Annotated in this window: 40 protein-coding genes; 12 read left to right on the forward strand and 28 right to left on the reverse strand. The window is 54.4% G+C overall.

The features are described from left to right. Window positions 1-180: 180 nt before the first annotated feature. The 5 genes from JMN36_RS10360 (at window position 181) to JMN36_RS10380 (ending at window position 3,035) form a co-directional block, all read left to right on the forward strand. Window positions 181-846 carry a glycoside hydrolase family 25 protein gene (locus JMN36_RS10360; protein ID WP_204088081.1) on the forward strand — a complete coding sequence of 222 codons (666 nt, stop codon included), beginning with the start codon at window positions 181-183 and terminating at the stop codon, window positions 844-846. 63 nt (window positions 847-909) lie between these two features. Then, the gene (locus JMN36_RS10365; protein ID WP_204088080.1) at window positions 910-1,362 is read left to right on the forward strand and encodes a hypothetical protein; all 453 of its coding nucleotides are present in this window, start codon (window positions 910-912) and stop codon (window positions 1,360-1,362) included. Window positions 1,363-1,411: 49 nt separating this feature from the next. After that, the gene (locus JMN36_RS10370) at window positions 1,412-1,774 is read left to right on the forward strand and encodes a hypothetical protein (RefSeq protein WP_204088079.1); all 363 of its coding nucleotides are present in this window, start codon (window positions 1,412-1,414) and stop codon (window positions 1,772-1,774) included. Continuing rightward, a complete protein-coding gene (locus tag JMN36_RS10375) occupies window positions 1,771-2,049 on the forward strand; it encodes an HNH endonuclease (protein ID WP_204088078.1) in 279 nt (92 codons plus the stop codon). The genes JMN36_RS10370 and JMN36_RS10375 overlap by 4 nt, the downstream gene beginning before the upstream one ends. Window positions 2,050-2,150: 101 nt before the next feature. Then, a complete protein-coding gene (locus JMN36_RS10380) occupies window positions 2,151-3,035 on the forward strand; it encodes an SGNH/GDSL hydrolase family protein (RefSeq protein WP_204088077.1) in 885 nt (294 codons plus the stop codon). A gap of 467 nt (window positions 3,036-3,502) precedes the next feature. On the opposite strand, the gene JMN36_RS10385 is transcribed toward JMN36_RS10380, so the two are convergent. The 6 genes from JMN36_RS10385 to arsD all read right to left on the reverse strand — a co-directional run bounded on the left by JMN36_RS10385 (window position 3,503) and on the right by arsD (window position 8,651). Next, window positions 3,503-4,105 carry a hypothetical protein gene (locus JMN36_RS10385; RefSeq protein ID WP_012732224.1) on the reverse strand — a complete coding sequence of 201 codons (603 nt, stop codon included), beginning with the start codon at window positions 4,103-4,105 and terminating at the stop codon, window positions 3,503-3,505. Window positions 4,106-4,110: 5 nt separating this feature from the next. After that, window positions 4,111-4,692, reverse strand: a complete 582-nt coding sequence (locus JMN36_RS10390; RefSeq protein ID WP_204088076.1) for a hypothetical protein — start codon at window positions 4,690-4,692, stop codon at window positions 4,111-4,113. A gap of 23 nt (window positions 4,693-4,715) precedes the next feature. After that, window positions 4,716-6,005 carry a hypothetical protein gene (locus JMN36_RS10395; protein ID WP_012732226.1) on the reverse strand — a complete coding sequence of 430 codons (1,290 nt, stop codon included), beginning with the start codon at window positions 6,003-6,005 and terminating at the stop codon, window positions 4,716-4,718. Between the two features lie 359 nt (window positions 6,006-6,364). Beyond that, a complete protein-coding gene (locus tag JMN36_RS10955; protein ID WP_269091350.1) occupies window positions 6,365-6,487 on the reverse strand; it encodes a hypothetical protein in 123 nt (40 codons plus the stop codon). A 44-nt stretch (window positions 6,488-6,531) separates the two neighbouring features. After that, window positions 6,532-8,283 carry an arsenical pump-driving ATPase gene (gene arsA / locus JMN36_RS10400; RefSeq protein ID WP_221924394.1) on the reverse strand — a complete coding sequence of 584 codons (1,752 nt, stop codon included), beginning with the start codon at window positions 8,281-8,283 and terminating at the stop codon, window positions 6,532-6,534. Next, on the reverse strand, window positions 8,283-8,651 hold the full coding sequence (gene arsD, locus JMN36_RS10405; protein ID WP_204088074.1) for an arsenite efflux transporter metallochaperone ArsD: 369 nt from the start codon (window positions 8,649-8,651) through the stop codon (window positions 8,283-8,285). Before arsD ends, arsA begins: the two co-directional genes overlap by 1 nt. Window positions 8,652-8,738: 87 nt before the next feature. Between arsD and JMN36_RS10410 the strand changes: the two genes are divergently transcribed. Continuing rightward, window positions 8,739-9,485 carry a metalloregulator ArsR/SmtB family transcription factor gene (locus JMN36_RS10410; protein ID WP_221924395.1) on the forward strand — a complete coding sequence of 249 codons (747 nt, stop codon included), beginning with the start codon at window positions 8,739-8,741 and terminating at the stop codon, window positions 9,483-9,485. A 453-nt stretch (window positions 9,486-9,938) separates the two neighbouring features. On the opposite strand, the gene JMN36_RS10415 is transcribed toward JMN36_RS10410, so the two are convergent. The 6 genes from JMN36_RS10415 to JMN36_RS10440 all read right to left on the reverse strand — a co-directional run bounded on the left by JMN36_RS10415 (window position 9,939) and on the right by JMN36_RS10440 (window position 14,023). Beyond that, the gene (locus tag JMN36_RS10415; RefSeq protein ID WP_204088072.1) at window positions 9,939-10,139 is read right to left on the reverse strand and encodes a hypothetical protein; all 201 of its coding nucleotides are present in this window, start codon (window positions 10,137-10,139) and stop codon (window positions 9,939-9,941) included. A gap of 3 nt (window positions 10,140-10,142) precedes the next feature. Beyond that, the gene (locus tag JMN36_RS10420) at window positions 10,143-10,955 is read right to left on the reverse strand and encodes a nucleotidyltransferase family protein (protein WP_204088071.1); all 813 of its coding nucleotides are present in this window, start codon (window positions 10,953-10,955) and stop codon (window positions 10,143-10,145) included. Window positions 10,956-11,052: 97 nt separating this feature from the next. After that, window positions 11,053-11,367 carry a DUF2283 domain-containing protein gene (locus JMN36_RS11135; protein ID WP_204088070.1) on the reverse strand — a complete coding sequence of 105 codons (315 nt, stop codon included), beginning with the start codon at window positions 11,365-11,367 and terminating at the stop codon, window positions 11,053-11,055. Window positions 11,368-11,745: 378 nt separating this feature from the next. Continuing rightward, window positions 11,746-12,345: a phosphoribosyltransferase gene (locus JMN36_RS10430; protein WP_204088069.1), complete on the reverse strand. Its 600-nt coding sequence runs from the start codon at window positions 12,343-12,345 to the stop codon at window positions 11,746-11,748. A gap of 146 nt (window positions 12,346-12,491) precedes the next feature. Further along, on the reverse strand, window positions 12,492-13,382 hold the full coding sequence (locus tag JMN36_RS10435; protein ID WP_204088068.1) for a DNA-processing protein DprA: 891 nt from the start codon (window positions 13,380-13,382) through the stop codon (window positions 12,492-12,494). Window positions 13,383-13,642: 260 nt separating this feature from the next. Continuing rightward, entirely contained in the window at window positions 13,643-14,023 is a 381-nt protein-coding gene (locus JMN36_RS10440) for a hypothetical protein (protein WP_204088067.1), read from the reverse strand. Window positions 14,024-14,113: 90 nt separating this feature from the next. Between JMN36_RS10440 and JMN36_RS10445 the strand changes: the two genes are divergently transcribed. Both JMN36_RS10445 and JMN36_RS11140 read left to right on the forward strand, forming a co-directional pair. Beyond that, window positions 14,114-14,281, forward strand: coding sequence for a hypothetical protein (locus JMN36_RS10445; protein ID WP_204582244.1), 168 nt, complete (start codon window positions 14,114-14,116; stop codon window positions 14,279-14,281). Window positions 14,282-14,437: 156 nt separating this feature from the next. Further along, a complete protein-coding gene (locus JMN36_RS11140) occupies window positions 14,438-14,569 on the forward strand; it encodes a Fic family protein (protein ID WP_221924402.1) in 132 nt (43 codons plus the stop codon). 187 nt (window positions 14,570-14,756) lie between these two features. Here JMN36_RS11140 and JMN36_RS10455 read toward each other — a convergent pair whose 3' ends face one another. From JMN36_RS10455 to JMN36_RS10520, 14 genes are all read right to left on the reverse strand, one after another. Continuing rightward, a complete protein-coding gene (locus JMN36_RS10455; RefSeq protein ID WP_012732236.1) occupies window positions 14,757-15,104 on the reverse strand; it encodes a hypothetical protein in 348 nt (115 codons plus the stop codon). A 619-nt stretch (window positions 15,105-15,723) separates the two neighbouring features. Beyond that, window positions 15,724-16,224 carry a single-stranded DNA-binding protein gene (ssb, locus tag JMN36_RS10460; RefSeq protein WP_221924396.1) on the reverse strand — a complete coding sequence of 167 codons (501 nt, stop codon included), beginning with the start codon at window positions 16,222-16,224 and terminating at the stop codon, window positions 15,724-15,726. A 112-nt stretch (window positions 16,225-16,336) separates the two neighbouring features. Beyond that, entirely contained in the window at window positions 16,337-16,828 is a 492-nt protein-coding gene (locus JMN36_RS10465) for a hypothetical protein (protein ID WP_221924397.1), read from the reverse strand. Continuing rightward, a complete protein-coding gene (locus JMN36_RS10470) occupies window positions 16,825-17,682 on the reverse strand; it encodes a helix-turn-helix domain-containing protein (RefSeq protein ID WP_204088063.1) in 858 nt (285 codons plus the stop codon). Before JMN36_RS10470 ends, JMN36_RS10465 begins: the two co-directional genes overlap by 4 nt. A 217-nt stretch (window positions 17,683-17,899) precedes the next feature. Further along, window positions 17,900-18,223: an HNH endonuclease gene (locus JMN36_RS10475; protein ID WP_235428979.1), complete on the reverse strand. Its 324-nt coding sequence runs from the start codon at window positions 18,221-18,223 to the stop codon at window positions 17,900-17,902. Between the two features lie 7 nt (window positions 18,224-18,230). Further along, window positions 18,231-18,590 carry a hypothetical protein gene (locus JMN36_RS10480; RefSeq protein WP_204088062.1) on the reverse strand — a complete coding sequence of 120 codons (360 nt, stop codon included), beginning with the start codon at window positions 18,588-18,590 and terminating at the stop codon, window positions 18,231-18,233. Continuing rightward, window positions 18,583-19,089 carry a hypothetical protein gene (locus JMN36_RS10485; protein ID WP_204088061.1) on the reverse strand — a complete coding sequence of 169 codons (507 nt, stop codon included), beginning with the start codon at window positions 19,087-19,089 and terminating at the stop codon, window positions 18,583-18,585. The genes JMN36_RS10480 and JMN36_RS10485 overlap by 8 nt, the downstream gene beginning before the upstream one ends. Beyond that, window positions 19,089-19,973, reverse strand: a complete 885-nt coding sequence (locus JMN36_RS10490; RefSeq protein ID WP_221924398.1) for a YqaJ viral recombinase family protein — start codon at window positions 19,971-19,973, stop codon at window positions 19,089-19,091. The genes JMN36_RS10485 and JMN36_RS10490 overlap by 1 nt, the downstream gene beginning before the upstream one ends. A gap of 2 nt (window positions 19,974-19,975) precedes the next feature. Then, a complete protein-coding gene (locus JMN36_RS10495) occupies window positions 19,976-20,206 on the reverse strand; it encodes a hypothetical protein (RefSeq protein ID WP_204088059.1) in 231 nt (76 codons plus the stop codon). Beyond that, window positions 20,203-20,409 (reverse strand): helix-turn-helix domain-containing protein, encoded by a 207-nt coding sequence (locus JMN36_RS10500; RefSeq protein WP_046202059.1) that lies wholly within the window; start codon window positions 20,407-20,409, stop codon window positions 20,203-20,205. The genes JMN36_RS10495 and JMN36_RS10500 overlap by 4 nt, the downstream gene beginning before the upstream one ends. 535 nt (window positions 20,410-20,944) lie before the next feature. Next, window positions 20,945-21,169: an HNH endonuclease gene (locus JMN36_RS11145; RefSeq protein WP_156441639.1), complete on the reverse strand. Its 225-nt coding sequence runs from the start codon at window positions 21,167-21,169 to the stop codon at window positions 20,945-20,947. A gap of 323 nt (window positions 21,170-21,492) precedes the next feature. Continuing rightward, entirely contained in the window at window positions 21,493-21,660 is a 168-nt protein-coding gene (locus JMN36_RS10510) for a hypothetical protein (protein WP_156441638.1), read from the reverse strand. 12 nt (window positions 21,661-21,672) lie between these two features. Continuing rightward, window positions 21,673-21,879: a hypothetical protein gene (locus tag JMN36_RS10515; protein WP_204088057.1), complete on the reverse strand. Its 207-nt coding sequence runs from the start codon at window positions 21,877-21,879 to the stop codon at window positions 21,673-21,675. 68 nt (window positions 21,880-21,947) lie between these two features. Next, window positions 21,948-22,721, reverse strand: coding sequence for a phage antirepressor N-terminal domain-containing protein (locus JMN36_RS10520; protein WP_221924399.1), 774 nt, complete (start codon window positions 22,719-22,721; stop codon window positions 21,948-21,950). Window positions 22,722-22,830: 109 nt separating this feature from the next. Between JMN36_RS10520 and JMN36_RS10525 the strand changes: the two genes are divergently transcribed. After that, window positions 22,831-22,992 (forward strand): hypothetical protein, encoded by a 162-nt coding sequence (locus JMN36_RS10525; RefSeq protein WP_156441636.1) that lies wholly within the window; start codon window positions 22,831-22,833, stop codon window positions 22,990-22,992. On the opposite strand, the gene JMN36_RS10530 is transcribed toward JMN36_RS10525, so the two are convergent. Together JMN36_RS10530 and JMN36_RS10535 are read right to left on the reverse strand one after the other, a co-directional pair. Further along, window positions 22,989-23,144: a hypothetical protein gene (locus tag JMN36_RS10530; RefSeq protein ID WP_156441635.1), complete on the reverse strand. Its 156-nt coding sequence runs from the start codon at window positions 23,142-23,144 to the stop codon at window positions 22,989-22,991. The two genes, JMN36_RS10525 and JMN36_RS10530, sit on opposite strands and share 4 nt — an antisense overlap. An 11-nt stretch (window positions 23,145-23,155) precedes the next feature. Further along, on the reverse strand, window positions 23,156-23,458 hold the full coding sequence (locus JMN36_RS10535) for a hypothetical protein (protein ID WP_156441634.1): 303 nt from the start codon (window positions 23,456-23,458) through the stop codon (window positions 23,156-23,158). Between the two features lie 82 nt (window positions 23,459-23,540). Between JMN36_RS10535 and JMN36_RS10540 the strand changes: the two genes are divergently transcribed. From JMN36_RS10540 to JMN36_RS10550, 3 genes are read left to right on the forward strand one after another with little or no spacing between them, the layout of a single operon-like run. Beyond that, on the forward strand, window positions 23,541-24,008 hold the full coding sequence (locus tag JMN36_RS10540; RefSeq protein WP_060941981.1) for a hypothetical protein: 468 nt from the start codon (window positions 23,541-23,543) through the stop codon (window positions 24,006-24,008). Beyond that, entirely contained in the window at window positions 23,986-24,390 is a 405-nt protein-coding gene (locus tag JMN36_RS10545; RefSeq protein WP_221924400.1) for an ImmA/IrrE family metallo-endopeptidase, read from the forward strand. Before JMN36_RS10540 ends, JMN36_RS10545 begins: the two co-directional genes overlap by 23 nt. Next, window positions 24,387-25,466, forward strand: a complete 1,080-nt coding sequence (locus tag JMN36_RS10550; RefSeq protein ID WP_204088054.1) for a type I restriction enzyme HsdR N-terminal domain-containing protein — start codon at window positions 24,387-24,389, stop codon at window positions 25,464-25,466. The genes JMN36_RS10545 and JMN36_RS10550 overlap by 4 nt, the downstream gene beginning before the upstream one ends. Window positions 25,467-26,654: the final 1,188 nt, after the last annotated feature.

Raw genomic sequence — 26,654 nt, forward strand, 5'->3', positions numbered from 1 at the left:
CGCCCGTGGGGGCATGGGTTGTGGGAAGATCCATGCTAAATGCGGTTAATGAGGCGCACGCATTGTTTTTCGGCCAAGACGACTACACCACAGGGCGATCAGCGATGGAAGCGCTGATCCCTACACTACACACGTGGCTACCGAACCTAAGTTCGATCAACAAGTAGAAAAGAGGTAACTATGCCACTGTACGGACTAGATGTCTCTGAACATCAAAACGGAATGTACCTACACCGCGCACAAGCCGAAGGATACGACTTCGTCATCATCCGACTCTGCGACGGCACCTACCGAGATAAAGTCTTCGGCTCCCATCTTCAAGACGCGGAAAACGCAGGGCTGATCACGTCAGCATACTGGTATCTTCGCGCCCCCTCAGAGGGAAGCACCATCGCCCAACAAGTCGACGTCATCGACCAACAAATGGGAGGACGCCGCGACCTCGGCGTATGGATCGACGTTGAGTCCGTCAGCAGAAATCACCAACTCCTCCTCACTGGCGACGATGTGTGGGCCGCGAAACGTGAACTCGAATCACGCGGCTACTACGTGCCCGGCATCTACTCGGGTGCCTGGTACTGGGAAAACATGCCCGGCGGTGAACCATCCATGGATGGGCTCGGGGCACTATGGGTCTCCAACTACGGATCCAACGGCTACGGCACTGCCGCCCAACTCTACCCCGGCGACACCGACCGCCGATGGAACTACCCACTCGGCAACCACGCCCCCGACATCCTCCAATACGGCTCCAACTGCTATGCCGCCGGCTACCCCGGTGTTGTCGACGTCAACGCCTACCGCGGAAGCCACGACGAACTCCGGCACCTGTTCACCGGCAACTAACCAACCCCACCCCCTAGCGCAGCCATCACAATCCTGACCGCACACCACGTAGAGGATTACACCATGGCTAAGCACGACATCCCACACATCAACAACATTCATCCTGGCGAATTTCACCTCGACCGAGGCATCACCCACTCCCCCTGGTACCTCCGGCAAGTCGTCTACACCACTGCAGGGATCATCGGGCTAGCCGTCACCGCCCTCGGTATTGCCACACCAGGACAAGTCGACGACTGGTTCCAAACCGCCGCCGGCATCGCCGCAGCTGTCAGCGGCGCACTCGCAGCCGTCTCCACTGGAGAGCACTCCGACTACCGGCCGACAGGACGCCCGAAAGACGCAGAAACCCAACCCGGCGACAACAACACACTCCACGCCCCACAAACACCCCCATCACCGCCTGTCACCTACACCCCCACCACGCCCACCAACGACGCCTACCAGCCACCACGCCCCACTATCACACCCCAAGGCGGAACACCCGGCCATCCCACACCAGCCCCCGAACACTAACCCCGGCCACACATCCGAAAAAACACCAACTAACCGCACAGGGGGCACTATGCACGGGCCACTCACCACCCTCCTCATCACAGGAGTCTCCAGCGCCATCGCAGGGCTTGCCTCATGGTTCGCCGCCATCACCAACGCCCATGGCAAAGAAAAAGTCGCCAAAGAACAAACGCGCTACCCCGAATGGAAAGCGTTCGTCGACGCCATCCAAAAGGAAACCGAACGCACCAAAAATGAACTCACCGGAAGGATCAACAACCTACAAACCCAAGTCGACACCCTCCGTGAACGAGTCAACACTCTTAGCAACAAATACGATGCTGCCCTCGGTCACATAGCCGAATGGCGCCACGCCCACCCCGACGAAATTCCCAACAGGCCAGCCCCCGCCGCCATCAAACACGACCTATGAACACACACAACCCGAACAAACCTGAAACTCCCCGGCATCTCCGCACACGCATACGGCAGCGAGACCACTACACCTGCCAACTCTGCGGAGCGCCAGGACGGGAAGTTGACCACATCATCCCCACCAGCCAAGGCGGCACCCACACCTCCACCAACCTGCGCGTGCTCTGCCGCACCTGCCACACCCGCAAAACAACCCGGGAAACACGCGTAGGAAAGACGCAGAAAACACAACGCCTCCACCTCCCACCTGAACCTCATCCCGGCATCACCTAATTCCGACCCACCCCGAGAGTCCACCCCCAGAGGTTTACTTTTTGCTCAGAATCACTAACGTCTGGTAGGTCGATTAAGTACTTAAGGATAAAGTAGGCACAATGAAAACAATAAAAACGATCACCGCCACCTCCATCCTCGCCCTCACACCAGCGTCACTACTTCCCCTCCCCACACACCCAGCACACGCCGACACCATCAACGCCGGCGACAAATACGTCGCCCTCGGAGACTCCTACGCCTCCACCGGCACCCTCGCCCAACAAGTCCCCGGCACCCACCCCGCCTGTGTCCAAGACCAAGACAACTACCCCCACCAACTCGCCCAAAAACTCAACCTCAACCTCGACGACGCCTCCTGCGCCTGGGCACTCACCTACCAATACGACCAACCACAAAACCACGCCCTACCAGGCACAGCACCCACCCCACAAAAAGAACACCTCACTGAGGACACTAAACTCATCACCATCAGCCTCGGCGGCAACGATGCCGGACTAGCCGACGTATTCGCACAATGCGCCCCCCACATCCACATACCCGGACTACCCGACTGCAAAGACACAGCAGAACCGACAGCCACCGCACAAATCAACAACCCCGACCCAGAAGGCCGAACCCTCCACCAACGCCTCGTCGACATCGCCAACAACGCTCGACAACGCTCACCACACGCAAAGATAGTATTCACCGGCTACTACACCGCCGCAATGAAAGACTACCAATGCATAGATGATGGCTTCCTTTCCGACAACGACCGCGCATTCCTCGAACAATACGTCACAAACATCAACAACGTCGTCAAATCCGCCGCCCAAGACACCAACGCCACCTACGTCACCCCACCTAACCAACCCGACGGATGGTGCAGCCCAGCTAACGAACGCAACTCAAGCTACTTCGGAATCCCCGAAGGCAGCCTCATCGCCCACCCCACACACACCGGACAACAACGCATGGCACAAACCATCGCCAACCAGCTCTAACACAACCCCAGGGGACCACCCCCTACCCCCACCACCACACAACCCCCGGGCGACTAAGGCGTTAGTGGTGTGTACGGGTCTTGGGGGTGGGCTGCAGATTTGTTTTATTGTTGGTTTTTATGGGTAGAGGTATAGTAGCAGGACACCCCCTTTCCTCGGGGTGTGATGAGAGAGGGGCCCCTGTGGGCGGCCGGGCGAGGCGCCTGCGGGGGTCTTTTCTGTTTTCGTGGTGCGGATGATGGCAGCGATGTCACTGGTAGGTTAGCGTTCGTTGACCATGAGTTGGGCTACGTTGAGGTGATGTCTAGGGGTTAAGGCTGTGTTGGTGTGGTTTACGATATCTTTCTTGGTTCGCAATGGAGAAGCGGGACCAGCCCAGGTGCGGTTGGTCCCTATGGGTGGATGGTTGGTTAGGTAGTTTAGACCGTGGTGTGGCTGGTCACTTCGGCCAACGCATCAGGATCAGTTTATTCTTCTATTGTACTATCCACGCGCAGCTCGGAGTAGCGGCTTTCTGGGATGGATGCGTCGAATGGGGCTCCTACTTCGTGCCAGGTCAGGTCTTCCCCGCATGTCACATTCTGGTTTGTGGTGTCCAGGATGAGGAATCCCCAGACCAGCCGGCCTTGTTTGCCAGCGGGAAGGTTGTACGGGCCTACGACTTGTTTCAGGGCCCAGTGCTCCGTGTATACGTAGTTGAAACCGAAGGTGTTGGTCATCAACTTCGGCAGTTCAGCTTTCTCTTTTATTTGGACACTGGTTTCAACCGTCTGTGTGCGAACATCCTTGATGTGTTGTTTTACGGGGACAGGATGATTGTTGTGGTTGGCGACGCTGGCGGCATCGGTCTGTTTAAACCAGCGGCGTTTAGCAATGGGATAGATCCCATTGCTGTTCGGTGTAGCGCATGACGTTCCTGGTTTGAAGTCATCGTTCCAGCGCTGTGGCAGTTCGAAATCCCCGGCGAATGTTCCGGGTGAGGATTTCTCCGTAGCGGTGGAGATGCCTGGTGTTGTCAGGCCGATTGCGAGTGTGCACAGTGTTACAGCAATTTTTCGACGGTAACGCATATGGGTTAGCCTTCGATCTTGTCATTGTCGCGTGTGCTGATGGCCACGTGACGTTCCTTCGGTAAGCTAGCGGTGAAGTTTCCACCGTTTGCCTTCCATGTGTGGTCTGCGCCGCAAATAGTCTTCTGTCCTTCGAAGTCAGAAACAATCCAGCCAGCACGAAGGACGGCAGTTTTGCCGGGGGCGATATTGTATGGTCCCACGGTTTCGCCAACCTCGTAGGTTTGCGTGTCGGTGTAGCTGGTGGAGAAGGTCATGTGGATTAAATCCAAGATGGGGAAGTCAACGCCAGCAGACACATTCCAGGTTTTGGTCTTGGTTTCTGTGATTTGGCGTGTGACGGGTAGCGGTTCGTCATTGTAGTTGGATATTGTCCAGGTTCCGGCGGACCCGTCAAAATAGCTACGTTTGATAGCGATGGTTTGCCCGGTATCGCCTGGGTTAGTGCAATGATCTCCGATGGTCGTCGGATTTGCTGTTCCTTGGTCACGGGGTGGCAGTGCGTGTGCGGCTGGTGCAACGAAAAGTGAGGCTGCTGCTGCGGTTCCTGCTGCTGCTGTTGTAATGGTGCGGATGATGTTTTTCATGGTGTCTCCTGTCATGGGTGTGATTAGTTAGATGATTGGGTGGGTACGGGCAATGTACGCCACTGGTCTGGTGTGATGTCTTCAGTTCTGGTTGATCCGTCCTTGGATGTGATTTTTGCCTGTGCCCAGAATCCACTGGGTGCTGACGCCTGAGGATAGTGGGAGAGCAAGGAGTATTTTCCGTCTTTTCCGCAATGGATTTCTTGGTAATTCACTCGCGTCATGGTTGTTCCGTATTCCACGCGGACTTTTTCACCGGGGGCTAGGTGAACGGGTTTTAGAGGAGTGCCCACTGGCATGTATGCGCGCTCAATCACTCCGATAGATTCCAACCAGCCGTTGGGCAGGTGGTTTCTTACGTTTTTCCAGTTAGAGTAGCCGTTGTATTCTGCGCCAACCACGTAGTCTGTCTGTGGTGTGTACGTGTACTCGGAATCTGACCAATTCAGGAAGTCGTTTGAATAGCCTGGTTTTGCAAAATCTGGTTTTGTTGCTGTGATGTGATATGGGTACCAGGTTTTGTCTCTGTTGTTGCATGTTTGACCTAGCGTAGGCCAGGACGAATCATGCTGTGGTTCCTGTGTGGGTTCGATAATTTCGTCGCGCTTGGGGTCTGCAACTTTTTCCAGGCTCGGCCCTGAGTGGCTGTTGTAGGTGTTTCCACTGGGCTTACTGTTTGCCCCTGGGTTGCGGGTTGGAATATCCATCGCAAGGTCTGAGACGGTGCCATCAGCTTTGATGATGTACGCGTATGCGTAGCGTTCGGCGGGGCCGGTACCGCGAATAACGTTGGCGCCTTCGGCATTGGTAAGGACGCCGTCTTGGCAGGTGACGTACATAGCGATGAAGTCTTTTTCGACGACACCGTATTCAATGCGGACGGATTCTCCCGGTCCTAGGTTGATGGGCCCGAAGGTTTCGTTGTCTAGCCACCCGTTGGATTCCTTTAATCCAATGTCGGATTTGGCGGTAGTGTTCCACCCGGAGGGGAGAGAGGCCTTGGAATTCGCGTCAATCTTGTGATTAGTTCCTGTTTCGATTGAGGCGGTGTAAGGAACTGTTTTGTCTGTTTTGTTGGTGAATTGGATGTTTCCATCACCGAGGTAGCGACGACCGGTTTCCCCATAGTGCCATTCAGGGTAGTGATCAGTGTGTGCTGATTCCGGAGTACAACTCTTGTACAGGTTTGTGATTGGGTAGCCTTGAGGCATATCTGGGATGGCCTGTGCGACGGGTGTACCGACTGTAGCCAGTGGGGCTGCGATGAGTAGTGCAGCTCCCAGCATCCGGGCACTTATGCTGGATATAGACATGAATGCTTTCCTGCTGGTTCATTTGTGAGGGGCGCTCCTTGATGGGGAGCTCAATGGGATCAGAATGCGATGATGCTTGCTCGATCCTTTAATAAGGATATAGCAATTCTTAAACATTACAACCGGAGCAGCCTCATGACAGGAACTATGGTTCAAGGTGCTGGTGGTGGTGTTGTACGGTGCTGGTGTGATTGGCGTGCCCTGGTTTTGTTCCGTTTGAGTAGATGGGAGATTTGGAACATGCTGAGGAAATTTGATCAGGATGTGATGGGCGGCGTCGTTCGTTGAGTTGAGCATCGCATCCTGTCGGAGAGTCTTTCGGTGTGAGCTGTATGTCAGGCCATTGCGGTGTGTTCTTTCTATAGGTCGTTGTCGGGGCGGTCGCCGCGGATCAAGGCGACGAGGTCGTTGAGGGTCATCAACACGTATTGGGCGCCGGGGTTGGTGGTGCCACGTCGTTTAGCGACGACTATTCCCACCACGGCGTCATCGTTTTAACTTCGGTAAATCGATATTTGCATAGTTCTTAGTCGGGTATGACGGGTAGTTGAACCACTTCTACCCCTGCCTGATTAACGACCGAATTAATTACCTCCTGTTGCGCATTGGCTCTTCGTAGCAGGAACGGTGATGACGTCTCGGTTGCTGGGAGCGACTGGTTGATTACCCATGCCCACGGCTCGATACCTGCTCGCGATAGGTCGGCTGCGAGCGACTGTGCCTCGAGCATTGGCGTGGTTTCTGGCAGTGTTACGAGGATTGGCCGGGTCACTTCCGTATTTTGCAGGTGTTGGAGCGTGGTCGCAGAATCGTCACGTCCGGATTGACGCATGAGTTCGCGGTGGTAGGACCCAGTGGCGTCCAGTAACAGCAGGGTGTGCCCAGTGGGGGCGGTGTCGAGGACAACCCACTGGTTTTCGGCCGTTGATACGACTTCAGAAAATGCGTTGAAAACGGCCACTTCTTCTGTGCACGGGGAGCGCAGGTCTTCCTCCAACTGTGCGTACCCGTCGGCATCGAGGGAAGCGCCTTTGCTGGCGAGTACTTCTTCTCGGTAGCTAGCTGTCACCGCGTCAGGATCGATAGATGACACCGTCAAACCGCCGATGCTGTCTTCGAGGGAAGCATCGAGGTGATTCGCAGGGTCCGTGGTGGACAGATGTACCGGCTTGCCGCGCTTAGCGAGCTCCAATGCCAGCATTTGCGCCACGGTGGTTTTGCCAACCCCACCTTTGCCCATGCACAAGACGAGTTTCGGTTTCCCCTGTGCTAGCTCATCCACCAGATTGGATAAATCAACGTGCGAATTTGAAACGGACTGCGTCAAGCCCGGCTCTAGTGCGGGACCCGCGTTCGAACTTTCATTACCGTCAGGCTCGCCCAGGTGTGATAGGCCGTCTACCCCCATCACCGGGTTAGCCTTCAACTCGAGCCGTACCGTTGGAATACTATTGATCGCGCTCAGTTCAGGATTTGTGGCAAGGCCATCAAGTAGTGCCTGTTCCCTGGCATAAATTGACTCCGACAGCTGATCGGTAGCGGCGCTTACTGGCAGGATGCCGTTGATCACCAACAGTGCCGGTTTGATTCCCATCTCAAGTAGTTCACCGGTGGAACGGTTAGCTTCCTGCAGAGTCGAGATTTGAGCTCTGGCCACCAGAACCAGTGAAGTTTGTGCCGGGTCAGCCAGAGCGGCGACCGCCTCGTGATAGGTTTGCCGGTTCTTCTCCAGTCCAGACATCGGCCCCAGACACGAGGCATCGCCCGCGCCTTTATCAATGAAACTTGACCAATCGCCAGGTAAGGACAGTAACCGCAGAGTGTGTCCGGTCGGGGCGGTATCGAAAATGATGTGGTCATAGCGGGTAGTAATGTCTTCGTTAGTTAGATAATCGACGAATCGATTAAAGCTAGCGACTTCAACGGTGCAGGAACCGGACAAGGTTTCTTCGGTTGTTGCTAGCACCTCGGGTGGCAGCAAGCCACGAACCGGACCCAGGATAGATTCGCGATACCGCTCCGCTTCTGCTTCCGGGTCAATCTCTACCGCATCAAAGCTGCTAGCGCCGGGCACAAGGTCGGTTAGCTCTGCTCCGCCCGATCCGATCTCACGGCCGAATACCTGCCCAATGTTCGAGGCTGGATCAGTTGACACTAGCAGCACTCGTTTACCTTCACCTGCCGCACGGGTGGCTAGAGAGCAAGCAACCGTGGTCTTTCCGACTCCACCTTTACCAGTGAAAAACGCAAACTTGGTGCTCAGTTCAGGAAGGGGCATTAGCAGCACCCACTTTCGCCACAGCAGCCAGACTCAACGACGGGCAAAGTGGTCTTTTCCTCCGGGGATACCCCGGCGAATTGACGGAGCTGATCAACTTGTGGGTAAGAACCAGTAGCAACGATAGTGCCATCGACCACAGTAACTGGCAGGCCGTCTGTACCCGCCACCTCGACATATGCGCGAACTGGCTCGCACGTCGCAAAATCAGTAGGGGCAGACGCCAGATTATGCCTGGTCACGGTAATGCCCTCCTTTTCCAGAGTGGTCAGCGCCGCATTGAAATCAACGAGAGCTTGGTCTACGTCGGTTCCGCAGAGCCCGGAAGAACAGCACAGGGCCGGTTCATAGACATCGATTTGACGCACAATTAACTCCTTACATTTCGATGGTTGTCGTACTGACTCGAACTCTATCACGTTTCGATGTTTATCGAAACATGATAGGGTTCTTGCATGACCAGCCAACATGCTCCGAATTGCTGCCCCGCACCTGCAGTTGCCGACGAAGGACGGTGTCGGGACGCGGCGAGTATTTTTGCGGCACTTAGTGATGTCACGCGGCTGCAAGTGGCTCTGTTCATATACCGCTGTTCACCGAACCCGGTGTGCGCATGTTCATTCCCCGAGGTTTTTAATATCAGCCGGTCAACCATTTCGCACCATCTCACCAAGCTGGTAAATGCTGGCATATTAGGCCGTGAACAGCAGGGTAAGTGGGCCTACTATTCGATCGCCTCGGAATTTGATACTCAACTCCTTGACATTGTCGCTAAACACGTGCCTCAACAAACCACACGCCGAAAGGAAGCCGCCGTGACCAAAATCCTTTTCGCCTGCAGACAAAACGCTGGTCGCTCACAAATGGCAGCTGCCATTGCGCAAGAACTAGCAACATCTGACGTGACCATCATGAGCGCAGGCACCGAACCGGCCGAGGAAGTACACCCCGAGGTACGCGACGCCCTCGCCGAAATTGCGTTAGAGCCGTTTGCGCAGCCAGAAAAACTGGATCCGACGAAAGTGAAGATGGCCGATTGGGTGATCACGATGGGATGTGGCGAATCATGCCCAATTTTCCCCGGAACCCACTATGAAGACTGGGAGGTCGCCGATCCGTCGAGGGAACCCACAGAGGTCGTACGCGAAATCCGCGACGATATTACCAAGCGCGTAAAAGAGTTGTTGAGCCGAATTTCTTAAGGAAAATCTGCGCACCCGTAAGGGTATTTGCACACACCCACCCCGACCGGAACGGGGAAAACATGCATAGTCTGCGCCATCGGCGTTGTCGCATTTGGCCGTAGATGCACGTAAACCCCCTCGGCGGGGCCAGGAGGTTACGGCGATGTGGAGTCGCTTACGAAACGATCTCTACAAGGCAGATTGTAGAGTGGTCAGTGGGGCGGGTCAACCATTATCCACCGCTCATATGGTTTCCTTGCTTGCTAGTTTTTGGTGGTTTTCCATCCGTGTGGGATTGGTGGAGTTCCCTGGTGGTTCTCCGATTGATCGTGATGTTCGTTGCCGTTTCCTTGGCAGGGTCTATGCTCATTGCCCCTGTTAGATATGGCAAAACCCCACTTCCTTTGTTTTCGGAGGTGGGGTTAGGTGTTGCTCATGGCTGAGCAGGAGCACGGACTCAGACAAAGTTGGCTAGGCAGAGAGAAAATAACGGGAGTGCGATTTTTCTAACTGCTCGCGGCTCTGGCTGGCTACTGTCACGATTTCAAGATCCTCGTCGGAGTTTTTTTGGTCTCGTCGCAGTCGTTCCTCTACTGCCTCGATCAGGGAGGCAAACCTCTCAACCTTTACGTTGCCACGTTTGCGGTGGTATTCGATGAGAAAACCTGGCATTAGCTAACCTTTCTGCTCATCTGGTGAGGGTAGCGACGATTCGAGGTTGTTTCGAGTCTCTCTAAGGGCCTTAAGTATATCACCGATGATGGCATACACTTGCTCTATTTTTCGGTTGTTTTCTGTCACTGGTGGGGCTATAGCACCCGGTTTGTTGTCTTTTCGGTGACGGCTACGGACCTCTTGTTGAGACAACTCGACGTGGCAGATCCTATCCGACACGTTGTGGAGGGTATAAACGATTTCCCGCTCTCTTTTGTCAAGGCACTCACACCCTCCTTGGTACCGGATTGCTCTGCCGAAGATGTCGGCTGCGGTTTCGTAGGCGTTTGCCCAAATGGCCTGGAGTGGTGTGCGAATCTGGATTTCTGCTTTGCCTGCGGGGAAATCTACGTGGATGTGGACCGCTCGGTAGCCATTGTGGGGCTCGGAGCGCATATCAAGGATCCTGGTCTTTTTCGCTCCAGATACTTTCATAACTCCTTCGAGCCGTCGGGCAACTGTGTCTTGCATCTCGAGGGTGCCGTCGAAGTCTATACGTAGCCCAGCTATGTCCTGGATCCGGTCAATGGGGGTGGTATCCATCCTCCTTAGTTTTTCGATTAGCGTCTGATACGTTTTCAACCTACTCGAGTATCGGTAGCGGTTGGAGTTGGGTTCGACTTCTTCATTACCTTTCGCTTCAACGAGGATGGATGATACTAATTCATCTTTGATGATGGGTTCTATTGCTTTGATCAGTCTCGTTTGTTGGAGCATGAATTGGGCGAATAGCTTTTTGTCGTAGTTCCTTCCTTCTCGGAGCGCTTTCCCCATCTTGTGTATTTCATTGTTTGACCAGGATGGCTTGTCTTTTAGGAAGCTCAAGGTTTTATATCTCTCGGTTGTGACTTCACTTGTTTTATTGTGGATTTTACTTTCTTAGAGATAGTCGTGGTTTTCCACCCGCGTGGGGTTTCGTGGGCTGACCTCCTGTTATTCGTAACTCCCGTACTGTATCAAGCACTTGATCGAGACGATGAGCACACTCTGTACTGACGTGGTATGATTGTGTAATTTCACGCACTCGGGGTGCTGTTGCGGGGCTGAGCAATTCAATCCCTACTACGACGTTGTACTCATCTAAGTCAACCAGGACAATCTCACTCAGTTCCTTCGTTCGGGCTACAGGGGCGTCATTGAGTTCAATATAGGCAGCGCCGGCTAAGGCGTCGATGGTTACCTTCATTATCGATCTTCTCCTACTACCGCTGTGGTGATAACTAAGACGTCTTGCTCTCTTTTGGCATCCTCCCTGCCTTAAAGGGCGGGGATTCCTACTGCCCCGGTTTCCCGGTGGCTTCGGTAGAGCTTGGGTAGTGGGTGCAGGTGACTTTTCCGGTTGGCCGGTGGTAGTCAATCAGGTAAGAGTTCATGTCTAACCTTCTGTGTTTTTCCATTCGTGTCGGTTGCTATGGATATATAAAAGGCCCCTTGCGGTGGGCGGGCTAGATTAATTGTTTTAAAAAGACTTTTGGTCTTGCCGCAACCAGTGATATGATGACGGTACGACGAGCCGGTTACCGGAGCGTTGTCGCCTGGAGCCGCGATAGGCTCCAGAGCTTTCTTAAAAGAACTGGTAGTTCGAGAATGATGGCTTCTGTCGGCGCATCGTTTCAAGAATCGTGGGGGTTGTTCCAAAGCCGTCCTTGAGCCAGCGGGCCAACGCAGTTGCCGTCACATGCTGCACTCCTCCCTGCCGTAGAGCACCGACTGCGGAGAGCATATGTCCGCCCGATGCCCACGTGTCATCAATGAGAAGTATTCGTTGGCCAGTCAGCTGATGGCAGCAATTAAAGTTTTCTGGTCGGATACTCCTTTTCCATTGTTCTTCCATGCCGTTTAGGTCGGAGGGCTGTAGGGCATCAGTCAGTGGTGGTGCGTCTTGGATTTTTTCCAATGCTCTCTTCAGCACTATTTGTAGTGGGTGGGGGCCTGTCCGACTACTCAGTGAGGGAACATAAGTGACGGCATCGAATTGGTCACGTTCGAGAGCGCGGATTATGCCTAGGTAAGCAAGACACGTGACAATCTGCTTGGCCATATCGAACGATCCCGGCATGGTTGCTGTCGCGGACTTTTTGTAGTCTCTCATCACGCGGCCTGATTGCTTCATGTTCACTGCGTAGATGCCGAAGCCGAGCCGGTCGGGGCGACTGGCTTTCATGTTCCGCTGGTCGCAAGTGAAACAGGTGGGAAAAGAGGCGTTTGTTTTGCTACCGCGACAGTAGACGCATGCGTCTTTAGTCGCTGTGGCTGGGTAGATATAGGCTTCCCCGTCAAGAAACCGGGTAACTTGCTGGTAGAACGCGGTCATGCGAATAGGCTGAGGCTGTCGCGACGACGCTGGATGCAGGCCAGGGCAATGTGTACAGCCTCGTGTGCGCTTGTGGCGACTTCAGCTTCTCCCCTGTCCACCATTTCCTTTGCCCAGGATATGGTCTTGGCGATACCGGCGGGGAAGATGACGGGGTGACCGTGGCCTACTGCGGCCTTGGCCTGGTGTCTGGTTCCGGATTTTTCGGTGGCTGCCATCACTAGTGTTGCCACGCTAAATCCTGACATGACGGCGTTGCGCATGGGGAATCGGAATGGGGCTCCGGGGGTGTCGGGTTCGAATTGGGTGATAATTTGGCCCCCATGAGTTTCGATAGTTTTCCGCAGTTCTTGGTGGGCTTTAGGGTAGGTGTGTGCGAGTCCGGTGCCCATAACAGCCACTGTGCGGCCACCAACTTCGAGTGCACCACTGTGGGCGGCGGCGTCGATTCCTTGTGCTAGGCCGGATACGACTGTGATGCCGTGTTCGGATAGCTGGCGTGCGACGTCGTAGGCTGCGCGTGCCTGAGCGTCGGTAGGGTGTCTTGAACCGACGATGCTAATGCCGATGTCGTTTGGTTTGTTGTCTCCCGTCCAGTAGATCAGGGCTGGGGATTCGTGGACTTCTCGCAGTAGGTGGGGGTAGTCCGGTTCGAGGATGCTGGCTATGTTGAAGCCGCGTCTGTCCCAGTCAGCTATATCTGCTCGGCATTGTTCAAAGCTATTCGTTTCGCTGGGGAATGGGAGATAATCCCCGTGGTCGGCTATTACCTGTGTGGCGTCCCCTGTGGTGATGAGTTCGGCGACTCGTTCTGGCTGGGTCAAGTTGAGTTTTGTTCTGGTGAGTTCGAGGACGTGTGCAAGGTGGTCGAGCCGCGACCTCTCCATCCGTCTTCACCACCTAACGAGTTAGAACGCTCATATTTACTGTCTGGATTAAGTATAACGATCTGTAGGGACACTCCCTAGCGTTTCTCTGCGCATGTCCATCCTCGTGGGGTTTCGTGTGCTTGTCCGGCTAGTTCGAGGTCGCGGAGGGCTTCGACGACCTGGTTTTCGTTGTGTCCGGGGCAGCATGCGGTGATCGCCCGAATGCTGAGTGGGTGGGTGAGAGTGTGGAGGCCAGCATCTCGTGGGGTTCAGCGTGGTTATAGGTCGTTGTCTGGCCGGTCGCCGCGAATCAAAGCGACCAGATCGTTAACAGTCATCAACACGAACTGCGCGCCAGGGTTGGTGGTGCCGCGTCGTTTGGCGACGACTATTCCGGCTACTGCAGAATCGTTGCCCATTTCTATGTGAGCTTCTTTGACCCATGTGCCTGGCTCGAGTTGGCCTCCGTAGTTTTTGCATTCGATGCATAGTCCTTGGCCGCGGCTGTCGCGTACTCCGGTGATGTCTCCTCGGTCGTTGGCGCCGCTGAGTCTGCGTCGCTCGATGAAGTCGCTGTCGAGCTCTTCGGCTAGGTAGGTGGCGACGGCGGTTTCAAACGCCGTCCCAGCCTTTTTTGCTGATCTTCTATTCCTTGACATGCGTTGACCTTTCAAAGTTAGTGTTTTGGAATATCGAAATGTCCCACCGCGCGGGTAGAGTTGATGCTTAAGAGTGAGAAAGGAGGGGTTATGAGGGCAGAAAACATCGCCGCCTATATCCAAGAAGCCACTACTGGGCGTGGCCCGGCGGCTCCATCATTAGCCTATGAACCGGTCGATGATGCTGAGGTAGATGAGTCAATTCGTCAGGTTTCTCAACAGTGGGCTGAAGCGTTAGCCCGCCTTGAACACCTATGACGGGGTCTTCTCCTCAGTGTTTGCCTGTGGACACGGTTATTGCCATTAACAAGCAACAGGCTAGGGGGCGGGTCTGCCTCTTTGATTATGGGGGGTTTGGATGCTGCGGTATGTGCCCCTTTTTAGGAGTTTTTTGGGCACAGACGGTGTCGCTCGATTTACGAGGAGGCTGCGGTTGTTCTCTTCGAGCTTGCTACGCGGCATCCGTTTTCTGATGGGAATAAACGAACAACTTGGGTAGTTGCGGCAGTCCACTTGAATCGCCGTGGGGGTTACTGTGGTCGCTGAGCAGAGTGAAGTTGTAGAGCTAGTTGTAGATGTTGTCTGCCATAGAATCAGTAGTTCCGATCTTACTTTGTGGTTTGTGAATCACAGTTCGCGATTGTGATCGCCTTTTCGGCTGTATATGAGCGTTCTTCGCAGACTGTCGGTTACGTGGCATGGGCGCGCTCCTTGCATTGTTCGCCGGATAGCGTCATTGGTTGTGCCGTTCGCAGGTTCTGCAGTAGAGGTAGCCGCCTCGCATGGCTGTGGTGGCGAGGGTGAGGGTGTGGCCTTTCCGGCAGGTGACGTTTCCGGTGTCTCCCCACTCGCGTCCGGCGACAACCCCGGCAATGGGGAGTTTGGCTTTCTCGTAGGTTTGCAGGTAGGCCTCGCACTGGGCTAGTGCCGGGCACTGGTGGCAAGCTTGTTTGAGTTTGGTGCGTGCACTGTCGGTGAGTTTGGTGGCTGACCACTCGGGCCGGCCTGCGCAGAGTGTGCGTCGTGTAATAATCGGCGGGTCAATGGCTGGTAGTGATGGTAGTGTGCGTTGGTTGGTCATAATGCTCCTTTGTAGTAGGTTCGCCCGGCTACTACCCCAAAGATGGGGGCTCCTACTTGTTCATGGGCTTGTAGGTAGTCTTCGCACTGGTTGAGTGCTGGGCACTGTTGGCAGATGGCGATGAAGTCGGGGGCCATGTCCTCTTTGTCGCTGTCGGTGGTCCACTCTGGGTGATCTTGGCATAGTTTGCGTTTGGTGATGGGGGGCGGAGTGAATCTTGATGGGGTGTGGATGTGGGGAATGCGGTTTGTTGTCATTGTTTGCTCGCTTTGCGTGGGGGTGTGATGTCGAGCCAGACGGGGTGTGGTGTGTGGCCTGGTTTGTGCAGTTCGGGGTCTGTGACTGTGGCCGAGGGGTACACCGTGTGGGTTACTTGTTGGAGTAGTGAGTTGGTGAGTACGAGTCGGAGTTTGTCGTCTGTGCTGGCCTCTCTGGGTTGGTAGTGGAGTGTGACGGTGCCGGGTTTGTGGGTGTTGTGGGTACTGCACCATTTGCGGATGTGCGCTTCCAACATTCGGCCTATGATCGTGGCGAATTTCCTGTTTTTTGGTGTGGGGTGGGTGTCTGTGATGGGTGGCCTGTTGTAGGGGATTCGGATGGGGCTCATGGTTTCCTCTCCTTATCGGGGTTGTTGGTCAGAAAGGGGGTTGGTCGTCGGTGTTGAATCCGCCCGCGTTCCAGCTGGCCTTGGCGGGGTGCTGGGGTTGTTCCATGGGGTTTTGTTTTGGCCGGTTTGTTGTTGGTTTCGGGGCTGATTACCTCCACCCCCATTATTGCCGGTGGCGAATAGAACACTTGTTCCAACCTCACCGGCCGTCAGCTCCAACTTCGACCGCTTCTGGCCGTCCTGCCCCTCCCACCGGCGCTGCCTGAGTACACCAGTGGCGATCACCCGCTGGCCTTTGCCGAGGGTGGCCACACCCTCAGCCAGTTTCGACCAGGCCGTGCAGCCCAAAAATGTTGCTTCCCCGTCTTCCCACTGGCCGGTTTGTTTGTTGTAGACCCGCTGTGAGCTGGCAATAGTGAAGCTGGCGACGGGTTTGCCGTCGTTGGTGTAGCGGACTTCTGGGTCGGCTACGAGTCGGCCGACGATGGTGGTGTGGATGGGCGTTTGTGCCATGTTGAGCATTCCTTTCATGAAAATAGGGTTTTAAGACGTTTGAACCCCCGCGGGTAGGCCACTACACCAGCGGGGGCGTGTTCGTGGCTCTACGGGGCCAATGGGCGCGAATTTAGAGCTTCTTAGGGCTCCACCAATGGCCCGGCTCAGCCCGATACGGCGGGGCGTCCTTCCGCCGCTCCAGCATGTCCGCGATCATCCGAGCTACACGAGGGTGGACACGCTGCTGATACTCACGCGGTGTTTCATCGCGTTGAACAGGGGTTTTGCTGTAGTAGGCCTCAACTTCGGCCTGTGTGGTGGGCGCTTCTCCCCGAGCCTTAGCCAGTGCCGTGCGGCCTTCCGGCGACTGCTCCCAGCGTGTTTTAGCCACCCGCGCAGCCTCGAGAATGTCCAACGGGGTCACCATCCGCTGAGTGATCTTCTCCATGCAGAAAATCGTGACCGCCTCAAGCCACAGCCAGTCGGGCAGGCGGTAGCGGCCCACCACCTCCGCCCACGCCTGAACCGTCTTCGTGTCAGGGACAGGGAACCGGTCTTTGGCCAGGTAACGGCCCTTTTCAAGGATGTCGAGAGCCAGTTCTTCAGCCTGATCTTGGTTCATTGTTCGATCTCCTGCTGATCCAGGACTTCGCCGTCAACGATGGTTGCCTGGTTGCGCACTTCTCGTTGTTGTCGCAGCTCACGGCGTACGTCGTCCCACTGCTCAGCTTCGCTCTTTCGTTGCGGCACCTGCCTAGGCAATGACCGGGCTGGAAGCGGCTCATCGTCCCAACCGCCACGCTCCAGCCACGTTGTCGGGTGAGGAATGAACTGCTTTTCCGGGAGGTTCGGATCAGCCGCAAGCCTCAGTGCCCCGTCAATGACGCGTTGAGCATCCCCGGCAGCCTTGATGGCCGCCGCGAATTTGGCCCGCGCTTTCTTCTTGCCAACCTTGCGTGGGTAGGCATCCCAGAATTCATCGAACCGATCAGACCGAGACTCACGCTCGCTCGAACCGGAGGTTTGAGCATGATCTTCTTGAGATAACGAAGTTATCTCTTTAGTTTTCTTGGAATATAGTCTTCTTATGCGTCCGGAATTTCCGGATACGGGTTTTCCGGATACGGGTTTTCCGGAACCGGCCAAATCGCCACTTCCGAATTCCTCGGACACGGGGAAGTAACCTGAAAGCACTTCATAGTCCCAACCTGCAAACCTCCCACTTTCAGCACGTTTCTCAATCCGCCGCATATGGCCAGACTCGATAAGGTCATTAATAGCCTTAGCGACCGTGTCTTTGTTCATCCCCAGAGCGTGCGCAACCGACGTGGTAGTGATGTTCCACCCGTCCCTGTGTGACCGCATGAAGATGTAAACGGCCTTGGCCCTCGCGGGTAGCTCAGTAGATCTTGAGATGCTGTTCGGAATCAGGGTGAAGTCGTCTTCAGGCCCTGGGCCCTGAAATATTTGCGACATTACTTTTCACCTCCTACAGATTTCGCTAACTGCATCCGGGCGAGCCAATGGGCGCGGAAATCCTCACCACTCAACCCCGCCACAAACTCAATCCACGACTTCATAACAACCTCCAAAATTAGTACAATTGTTCGATAAAAAAGGGTGAGGTAGTCACCACGACAAAGCGCACGCAACTACCCCACCCGAAAAGAAAGTTCACACAACAGGGGTGGTGTTATTCCTCCATGATCGAATACGTCACCCCGCCCGCATCATCCAACACAGCGGGCCTTCCCCTATAGTGAACAGGCACATCGCCCGGCTCCTGCCACGAGTGAACACTCAAACCAATCTCGGCCGACTCTCGCGGGTGGGCATGCACCCAGTCATGACAAGCCTTACAGATAAACACGAGGTTCGTTACCGTGTGTTCACCACCCCGCGACCGGTACTGCCTATGGTGAAGCTGCTCAGCGCCACCGGTACACACCGGAAACACCATCGCCTCACACCGGCCACCAGCACGATCACCAACAACACGGGCCACCTCAACAGGCATCCTCTTTCTACCCATCGTGACCCGCCGCCTGATACGCCGCATTCACCGACTTCTGCACCGACTGCAACGCCGAGAGTTGGTCACGAAACGACCGCTGAAAATCCAACAGACGCTTATACTCACCCTCAGCAACACGCGCAGCTAACGCCTCATCCACCGTCCCGGCCACAGCACGCTGCTTACGCTCCTCCATCGGCCCATCAGCATCAAGAAACACCCTGGCAAACGCCGCCTTAAAATCAAGCTCCGCCTTCTGCCAGGTGTTATACGCCTCACTGACCGGGCGAATAGATCGCGAAATCTGGGTCACCGCCTCACTGATCTGCTGCTCAATCTGAACCGGATTCAACGGCGCATACTCACTCACCCGGACCGCCACCTTCCAACTGCTCGGTGCGTTTCTTAAACGCCTGCCATAATGACTGGTCGGTCACCTCAGCAGCCTTCGCGTCCTCCCACAACGCGCGCAAAGCCCCCACATCAGGCACCGACTTCAACCGGTCAACAATCAACCGGCGGTCCTCATCACGCTTCACCTTCCGCATTTCCTCACGGGTGACACGCCTATTGCCCCCATAACCCAGATTCGCCAACGCACGCCCAATAGCCGACGTCTCACACGTCTCCAACGCCGCAGTCCGCTGCGCCATGCCCGCCCCGTCAATCTCAAAGGCATAACCGGTCGCATCCGGCATCCCCACATTCTCAGCATCACGCCACACACTGGCCTTAATAATCCAGCGTGTACTACCCGGATCACCCTCATAAGTAAGTTCCGTAAGGCAACGAAAATTCGGGTGCTCTTTCTTAAAGCGCAGTATGCGCTCCTCGACAGGCTCATAATTTTCAAGCTGGACCTTGGCCATTACGCGGCCCCCTTCCACTTCAACGTGACCCGCTGAGACGGGGCCTTACCCGCCTTAACAAACCGCTCATACAGCTCAGGCTCCGCCTTCTTAAACTCAGACGTTTGAAACCGGGCCGACGGCTTAGGCGTCGACAGCGTTACCTGCACATCATCATCCGAATAACTGAAATCCTCCCCGCCCGTGAACTCCCTGATCTCCGCTTTAAGCTCATCCTCCAGCTCACGGGCCTGCTCCTTCAGCTTCGACAACTCACGGACACGATCAGCAAAGAAATCAGGCAACCGGGCCTCCACATGATCGGCCTCAAAATCCCGCTGCTGGGCCAACAAAGCCAAAAGCCTTTCCTGCATGTCCTGATCCGGGCGAATGAGGAAACGGTCAATCCCGCGTGGCTCGAAATCCACGTGATACTCAAACACCAGCACACACGCCTCAGCCCCCGTCACCAACAACTGCCACTGGATCTGCCACAAGTAGCGGTCTGGAACATCCTCACGCTTCCACCACATGTTCTTGGTGGTCTTCGCCTCAGCCAACACCGCAACAGTGCCATCCTCACGGCAACCCACAGCGTCCGGGGTGCAAGCAGCGTCTTCTATCTCTGTTGAGACGTAAAGGTCGGCGCTGTGAACCAACCTCGAGTCCACATGCTCCCGCGCGTAATTCACCAACACCGGCTCCCGCTCATGCCCCCACTGCGTATACGAATTACCCGCAAACGGCTTGCTCAACCCATGCCGATCCCGATACACACGCTCACGGGCACCAGAACCACCAGTCGCCAAGTCAGCCATCATCGTCGCCGTGAAATACCGCTTCCGCGCCTCCAACCACTCCTGCTCAGAATCAAACTCCAAAAGCCTGCATTGCTTTTCCGACATAATTAACTCACCGTCCCCAACCAAATCAGATCAATAAACAACATTGCGATAGCGGCAACACCAACGACAGCATGCCAAACAAGCCCCCACGACCAGCGAAAACGGCCCCTACTCTCCTCATAGGCCTCATTCGCCAAATCAATAAACGTCATATCCAACTCATCATCAATGCGAACGTGGCGACCAGCCGGGTGATCCACCATCGACTTCAAAATTTCTTCATCGCGCGTCACCTCAACCCCTCCCCCACAAACTCATCAACAGCCCAAGCCGGAATACGCCAATCAGAAAACGGCGACCGCTTCGGCAAAGTCCGCAACTGGCCACTACGAACCAGCGCATACACCGAATTCGCACTCAACCCCAACATGTCCGCCACTTCACCAACCCGATACACACGGCGTACACTAAAAACTTGCCTTCTTTTCTTAGGCATTTTCACCACTCCCTCTTTGGTGACAATGAGGGGCCAAGGCTGTTGCGAGTAGACGCCAATCCAGACGCAACAACCTAAGGCCCCTCCCCTTTTTTCACATACGGGAAACAACCGTTGTTTCCCTTGTGGGCGGGCGGGGAATCGAACCCCACAGGTAGCCATAGTGCATTGACCACCCCGCGATGCCTTGTTGCACGGGCACCAGCGCCACCCAAAAAGTTTTGTTAACACCCCGTGTCGTTACCTCCACCACAGCCGTCGCCAATGGCAGGTGTAGGGAGGTCATCGCGATCTAAGAAACACGCTCGCTCCCCGTATCCCACAGGGCTATTCACTATGCGATTAATCAAATAACACCGGGCTGTTAAACCCTTGTGCCCTACCCGGATCACGAATCCAGGGGAGTCTTACTCGTAGGGCTAATGTGACGAAACAATGTGACGAAACATCGCTTGTATGTTTTATAGAGTGCGTTGTGACGAATGTGTCGAAACAAAACGACACACGTCTAGCCACACAACATCGAATGAGGCAATCACCTGAGACCAAACTCAGAAGGATCTAAGAGCTTCTCACCCTTAATCGCATTACATTCCACATGAACAGAACGAAGATTTTCTGGAATAGTCATGCCGCCACGAATCGTGGGAATTACATGGTCAAGACAAACATCCAAAGGATCCGACCAATCGAGACGTTCACCGCACAAATAGCAACGATCAAACTTCCGTAAAAACGTGAACAACTCACTATTACTCATTAATCGGTACTCATATGCACGCTGCCTACATGAACGCGAGCAATACTTCGGCTTTCGACCACGACCCTTGTACGCAACGGGCTTACCGCACCAAGAACAACAACCCTCTTTATCGACCGACGACGGTTTGCGTTGCAACCCGACCAACTGAACCAACCTCCTTTCTTCATCTCCTTCGCGCAGCTTCCCCACCACACGAACCACACACCGCACGAACTACACATTCGACTCCCCAACACCGAACAACTTGTCAATATGAGCCTTTCGGCATCCAAAGACCACGGTTACTGAAACTCGGTCTAAGAAGTCGAAGTAGTTAATGCCTACGAGTCCTGGGCTGCTTGTTGCCAGTCCAGGATCTCGGCCAGTACCGCTTTAGCCACCTTCGGCACAATCTCGTACTCAATAAGAATCCCCTCCGGGGCACCATCAATATTGAGGTTGATTCCCAACGAATCCGCCTCAATATTGAGCTTCGCAACCTTCCGCATCACTCACTCCTTTCACATAGTGTTCGGGCTATCTACGTTCATTCCGGATACGTACCCGTGGTCGGCTAAGAAGTCGGCAGCACGAAGAACCCTTACTAGGGCTTCAACATCCTCACCGCTTAGCTTTATGGACTTATCTCCAAGGGAGAGCACAACAACACCGTCACCGGTTGCTAGATGGAGCTCTGGCGACCGAAACTCCAAAGCTGGTTTCATCACTCTTCACCCCTATCCGTGTAGTCGTATTCAATGTTTTGTTTTTCCATGATCCTTATCCTCTTTTCCTTTTAGGCGGTGACGGCGAAGTATTCGTCCCAAACCTGCTGCATCAAAGACCGGTCCGCCTCCGTGTAGCCATAAGCCTCAATAACTCGACCATTCGGCAACTCCACCGGAACCTTCTGCGGAACCACGCCATGAACATCCGTCCACGCAGCCTTCAAATGCTTTCCAAACATGGGGGCTTTAGCTGACAACTGTTTCTTCGACAGGCCCTTGCTCTTGAGGAAATCCTGCACATACAGCGGTTTCCGGGCCGGGTCCAGCTGTGGGGTCTCCCCCATCCCGCGGGCTAGGATGATGCGGGCCTTTGCCTCAAGAAAATCGTCGTGGATAGGGCCTTTCGCCGCTTGGGCGAGTTCCATCTGTGAGCGCAGCTCAAACATCAGCGCCTTTTGTTGGTGCTCAGTCGCGCGTGGGTTGATCGCACCGCCCTGGTGGAAGTAGCGGTCGAGAGCGTCGGCTGCTTCGTTTTGGAACGCTTCGAGTGTGGGTCGGACTTCCGGGGCGACGCGGTTGGTGTCGATAGTGGCTAGCCACATGGTCAGTGTCTGACGATCAACCATGAACATCTCTTGGTTGCGCCCCTTGGTGTCACGTGAGGTCATCATGACCCCACGTGCCCACGACTTGTCATGAAGCTTGCGACGCTGCGACTTACTGTCGATGCCAAGCGCGTCGCAGATCGGGCGAATAGCCGCCCATTGTTTACCGTCCTCAGTCTGCACAGCTTTCAGTTCCGCGTGAGCGCCTGGAACTGGTACAGTTACTAACTGCTTCATTTTTGTTCCTCCTTTGGAACTCCTTGCCCCGGTTACCGCCGGGGCATTTTCTATTGATTTGAGTAGCCTCTTCCCTGTGGGACACATCCCCAGGGAGGAGGTGATCACTGTGGATCAGAAAGTTGTCGATCTGCTTCAATCAATTGCGGATAACACGAGTCAAAATATGATGCTCAGCTCTATCGAAGACCGTCTCGGACACATCGAAGACGAACTACGAACTCAGACTGAGTTGCTCGAAACTATCCGCAACGTGCTAGAAGGGCGCTAGCCAACCAACTGCTTTAGCGTCTGCATAGCATTGGTCACGGCAACGACATCGCCATGGTCAACCGTGACCCTCTCACCTCCGGCGGTGGCAATCTCTATCTGCTCACCGTCGGAGCTGATAACAAAGTTCTTGTATTCAATTCGGGAACTCATCTCTTCCTCTCCTACGCAGCGATTGAGTTGTCTTCAATAATCATTTGGTCGAGCGGACGATGAGTGATCCGCTTAAGGATCATCAAAGTAGGAACCCTCGGAACGCTCTTACCCGTCATGTAGTTACGAACAGTCGTCCCCGTCTTGTTAAGAAACTTCCAGCCGAACTCGTCTACCGATCGGGAACCTGTGCGTTCCATCGCGTCTGTGATGACTTCGGGATCAAGTCGCATAATGTTCACCTCCTTAGTGAGTTCTGCCGACAACTTGCCGTTCCGGCTTGCTGATTGCCATTCAGACAGACTATCGGACATTATGTCAAGTTTTTTCTAGAAAATTTTATTTTCCCAGTCCAGACCCTTGCCATAATGGCAATAGTGGTGTTACGATGAACTCATGAACCATTCAGATTGGGTAGAACAAATCTCAGATGGCGACGCGATCAATGCGATCGCTACCAAAGCTGGAATCGTCCACCGGACCTTCGCGAGGCAAGTAGAACGAAGCCGTATTAGTGCTGAGAATGTGATCGCCATAGCCATCGCCTACGGGCATCACCCAGTCGGAGCGCTCGTCGACACTGGCTACCTCGACGAAAAATGGGCCACACAAGTAGACCCCGCCCGGGCACTACGTGCTGTCACCGAAGATGAACTCGCAGACGAAGTGTTACGCCGCATGAAAATTGGCGTGAAACGTAATGGCCCCCTCGACACACCCGTCGATGAGCTCGCGCAGCGTCGTCATGTCACACCCTCCGCTTATAGTGACACCACACCCGACGAGGAGGACCTCCCCTACGTTGCCGACAGCTCCCCGACCGAGCCAGAACCAGGAGATGATGACTATTCAGACGGCCCCTAACCTCGAAGTGCTCGCCGCAACCCACGGCATCACCATCACCACCCACACCGGAGGCGAGAAAGGCCGCTGGTACAGCAACACCCGGACAATCTCAATCCGCCGTGACCTCGGATGGGTCAACTCCCGCTGCACACTCGCCCACGAACTAGGCCACGCCTTCTGCGGGCACGACAGCAGAGCCGAAGGATGGTTTAAAGAACGACAAGAGCACGAAGCCGATACCTGGGCTGCTAATCTACTTATTGGTCAGGATGAATATATGGATGCCGAACTCATCCATGGTTCCTGTCCAGGAGCGATCGCCCTAGAACTAGGCGTCACCGTACACCTAGTCACCGTATGGGAAGCCAACCACAATTCCGAAAGACACGTCACCTCATGAGCGTTTCACAAGCCATCGACACACTCGCCTCTAAAGTCAAAGAACTTAAACACGTCATCGAGACCGAAGAAGCAACCAAAACCGCATTTATCATCCCCTTCATCTCCGACGTTCTCGGATATGACGTCACAGACCCACGAGAAGTCATCCCCGAATACACAGCAGACATCGGTAAACGGCGAGGCGAAAAAGTCGACTTCGCCATCAAATCCGGAGGCGATTTCCGATTCCTCATTGAGTGCAAAAAGATCGGTGAACCACTATGCCTCGATCATGCCACTCAACTCGTCCGTTACTTCAACGTCACCGACACTGAATTCGCCATCCTAACCAATGGGGAAGTCTACGAATTCTATGCACAGCTCGACGCAGCAAACCGCATGGATGAAAAGCCGTTTATGACGATCGACCTCAACCAAGTAGACGCACGTGTATTCCCTCACCTCGAAATGTGCACGAAGGCTAAATTCGATTCGGACACCATCGCTGCTAGCGCCGAGCAACTAAAATATATTTCAGAGATTCGAAAAGTGTTGGGAGCGCAATTTACTAAGCCGGATCAGGACTGGGTGAGGATGATAGCCTCTCGGGTTACTACAAAGCGGATGACAGCACAAAACCTAGATGAGTTCACAAGCCTTGTATCGACAGCTCAAGCCCAATTCCTGAGAGACGAGGCAAATCGAAGGCTACGGACTGCACAAGAGTACGAAGAGGGTGGATCTGCTACAACATCTGAGAAGACTTCTCCAGCCGATGACGCTGAAGTATCTCAACCAGCATCCGAAATCGTCACGACCGAGGAAGAGCTCGACGCGTTCTCAATTATTAGAGCTATTGGTTGTGCTGAGGTATCAATTGACGATATAGCTATTCGTGATGCTAAGACTTATTGCGCCATTCTGTTCCAAGATAACAATCGGAAGCCAATTGCGCGGCTTTACTTTGATAGGCGGGTTCCTCAAATCGGGATCTTCGATGCTAACCGGGAGGAGCATCGTTTCGATCTGAGTAGTGTTTCCGATATTTATCAGCATTCTGAGCTTATACGTGAGCGTTGTGCATCGCTTAAGTAATGCATGACCTGTTTTGCCGCTGGGGAAAGGCACGATAGAAACCGGGTACCCCGACTTTCGAGTGGGGATCCACTTTCCGTGGGGCCATCGCCCAAGAACTAGGTGTGACAGCCAATCTTGTTGAAGTCTGGCGCGCCAACTACAAAACGATAATCCCAGAGCCTCACAAACCGTCTAATTAATAAGGAGACCCCATGCACACGCGACATCTCCCCACGGTTACCCTGGCCGTCGCTTCAATCGCACCCCTCCTTCTCGGAAGATGCAGCTCAAACAAGGCACAGCCTGGCTCAACACGAAGCAAATGGCCGAACTCTTCAGTGTCGGCACCCCCGCTATCAACCACCATATTCGCGAAATAATCCGCGACGGTGAACTAGCTCAAGACAAATGTAAACAACTTTTACAACAGCCAGGTCAAGACCGATCAACGAACCACTACAACCTCGACATGATCCTCGCCGCTCTGGGATGCAAACCAGGTCAAAACCTGGCACGCCAACCGAATATACGTGACATGTTTACATAAAGCCGGATTGATACGGGCACCCTACTTATGTACTATATTGTCCCGAAAACTGATAGCCGGTTTTCCCACATGCCCCTCGTCCCTGCGGGGGGCATTCTTCATTATCAACAGCATCACCAGCCGACGGCGGACCACTACAAGACACCTCTGAACGGCAAACACCTCATAGTGACACAACCCACAGACACCCCACTACCTCACTTCAACCCACTTTTGCTACGATTAAACCCGTCGTCGTCCGTTAGTTCCCCATCGTGCGAACAAGCGAACTCATTCATCTGTTCCTCCTCAGAACAGTCTCCCCTCGCCCCCGCGAGGGAATCATCCTTCTTACGGGCACTCCACCCCACACAGTGTTACCCCGGGACCGTATAACCCGGCAATCATCAGCTGAGGGTTCACACATAGAAAACGCCCCGTCTACCCATGAACCAAGAGCAGACGGGGCAACATTATCCACTACCAGAGACCTTCAAAAGAAGGCACCAACCACTATACCCACACACAATATAAAACCGCTACCACCGCCACATGAAGTGTCCCAGGTTTTGTTCCGTTTGAGTAGATGGGAAAATCTGGAATATGCCAAGAAAATTTGACCAGGATGCGAAGGATCGTGTGGTCCGTCTTGTAGAGGACCGCATCTTGGCGGAAAATAT

Source organism: Corynebacterium pseudokroppenstedtii (assembly GCF_019754945.1).
In the GTDB taxonomy this organism is placed as follows: Bacteria; Actinomycetota; Actinomycetes; order Mycobacteriales; family Mycobacteriaceae; genus Corynebacterium; species Corynebacterium pseudokroppenstedtii.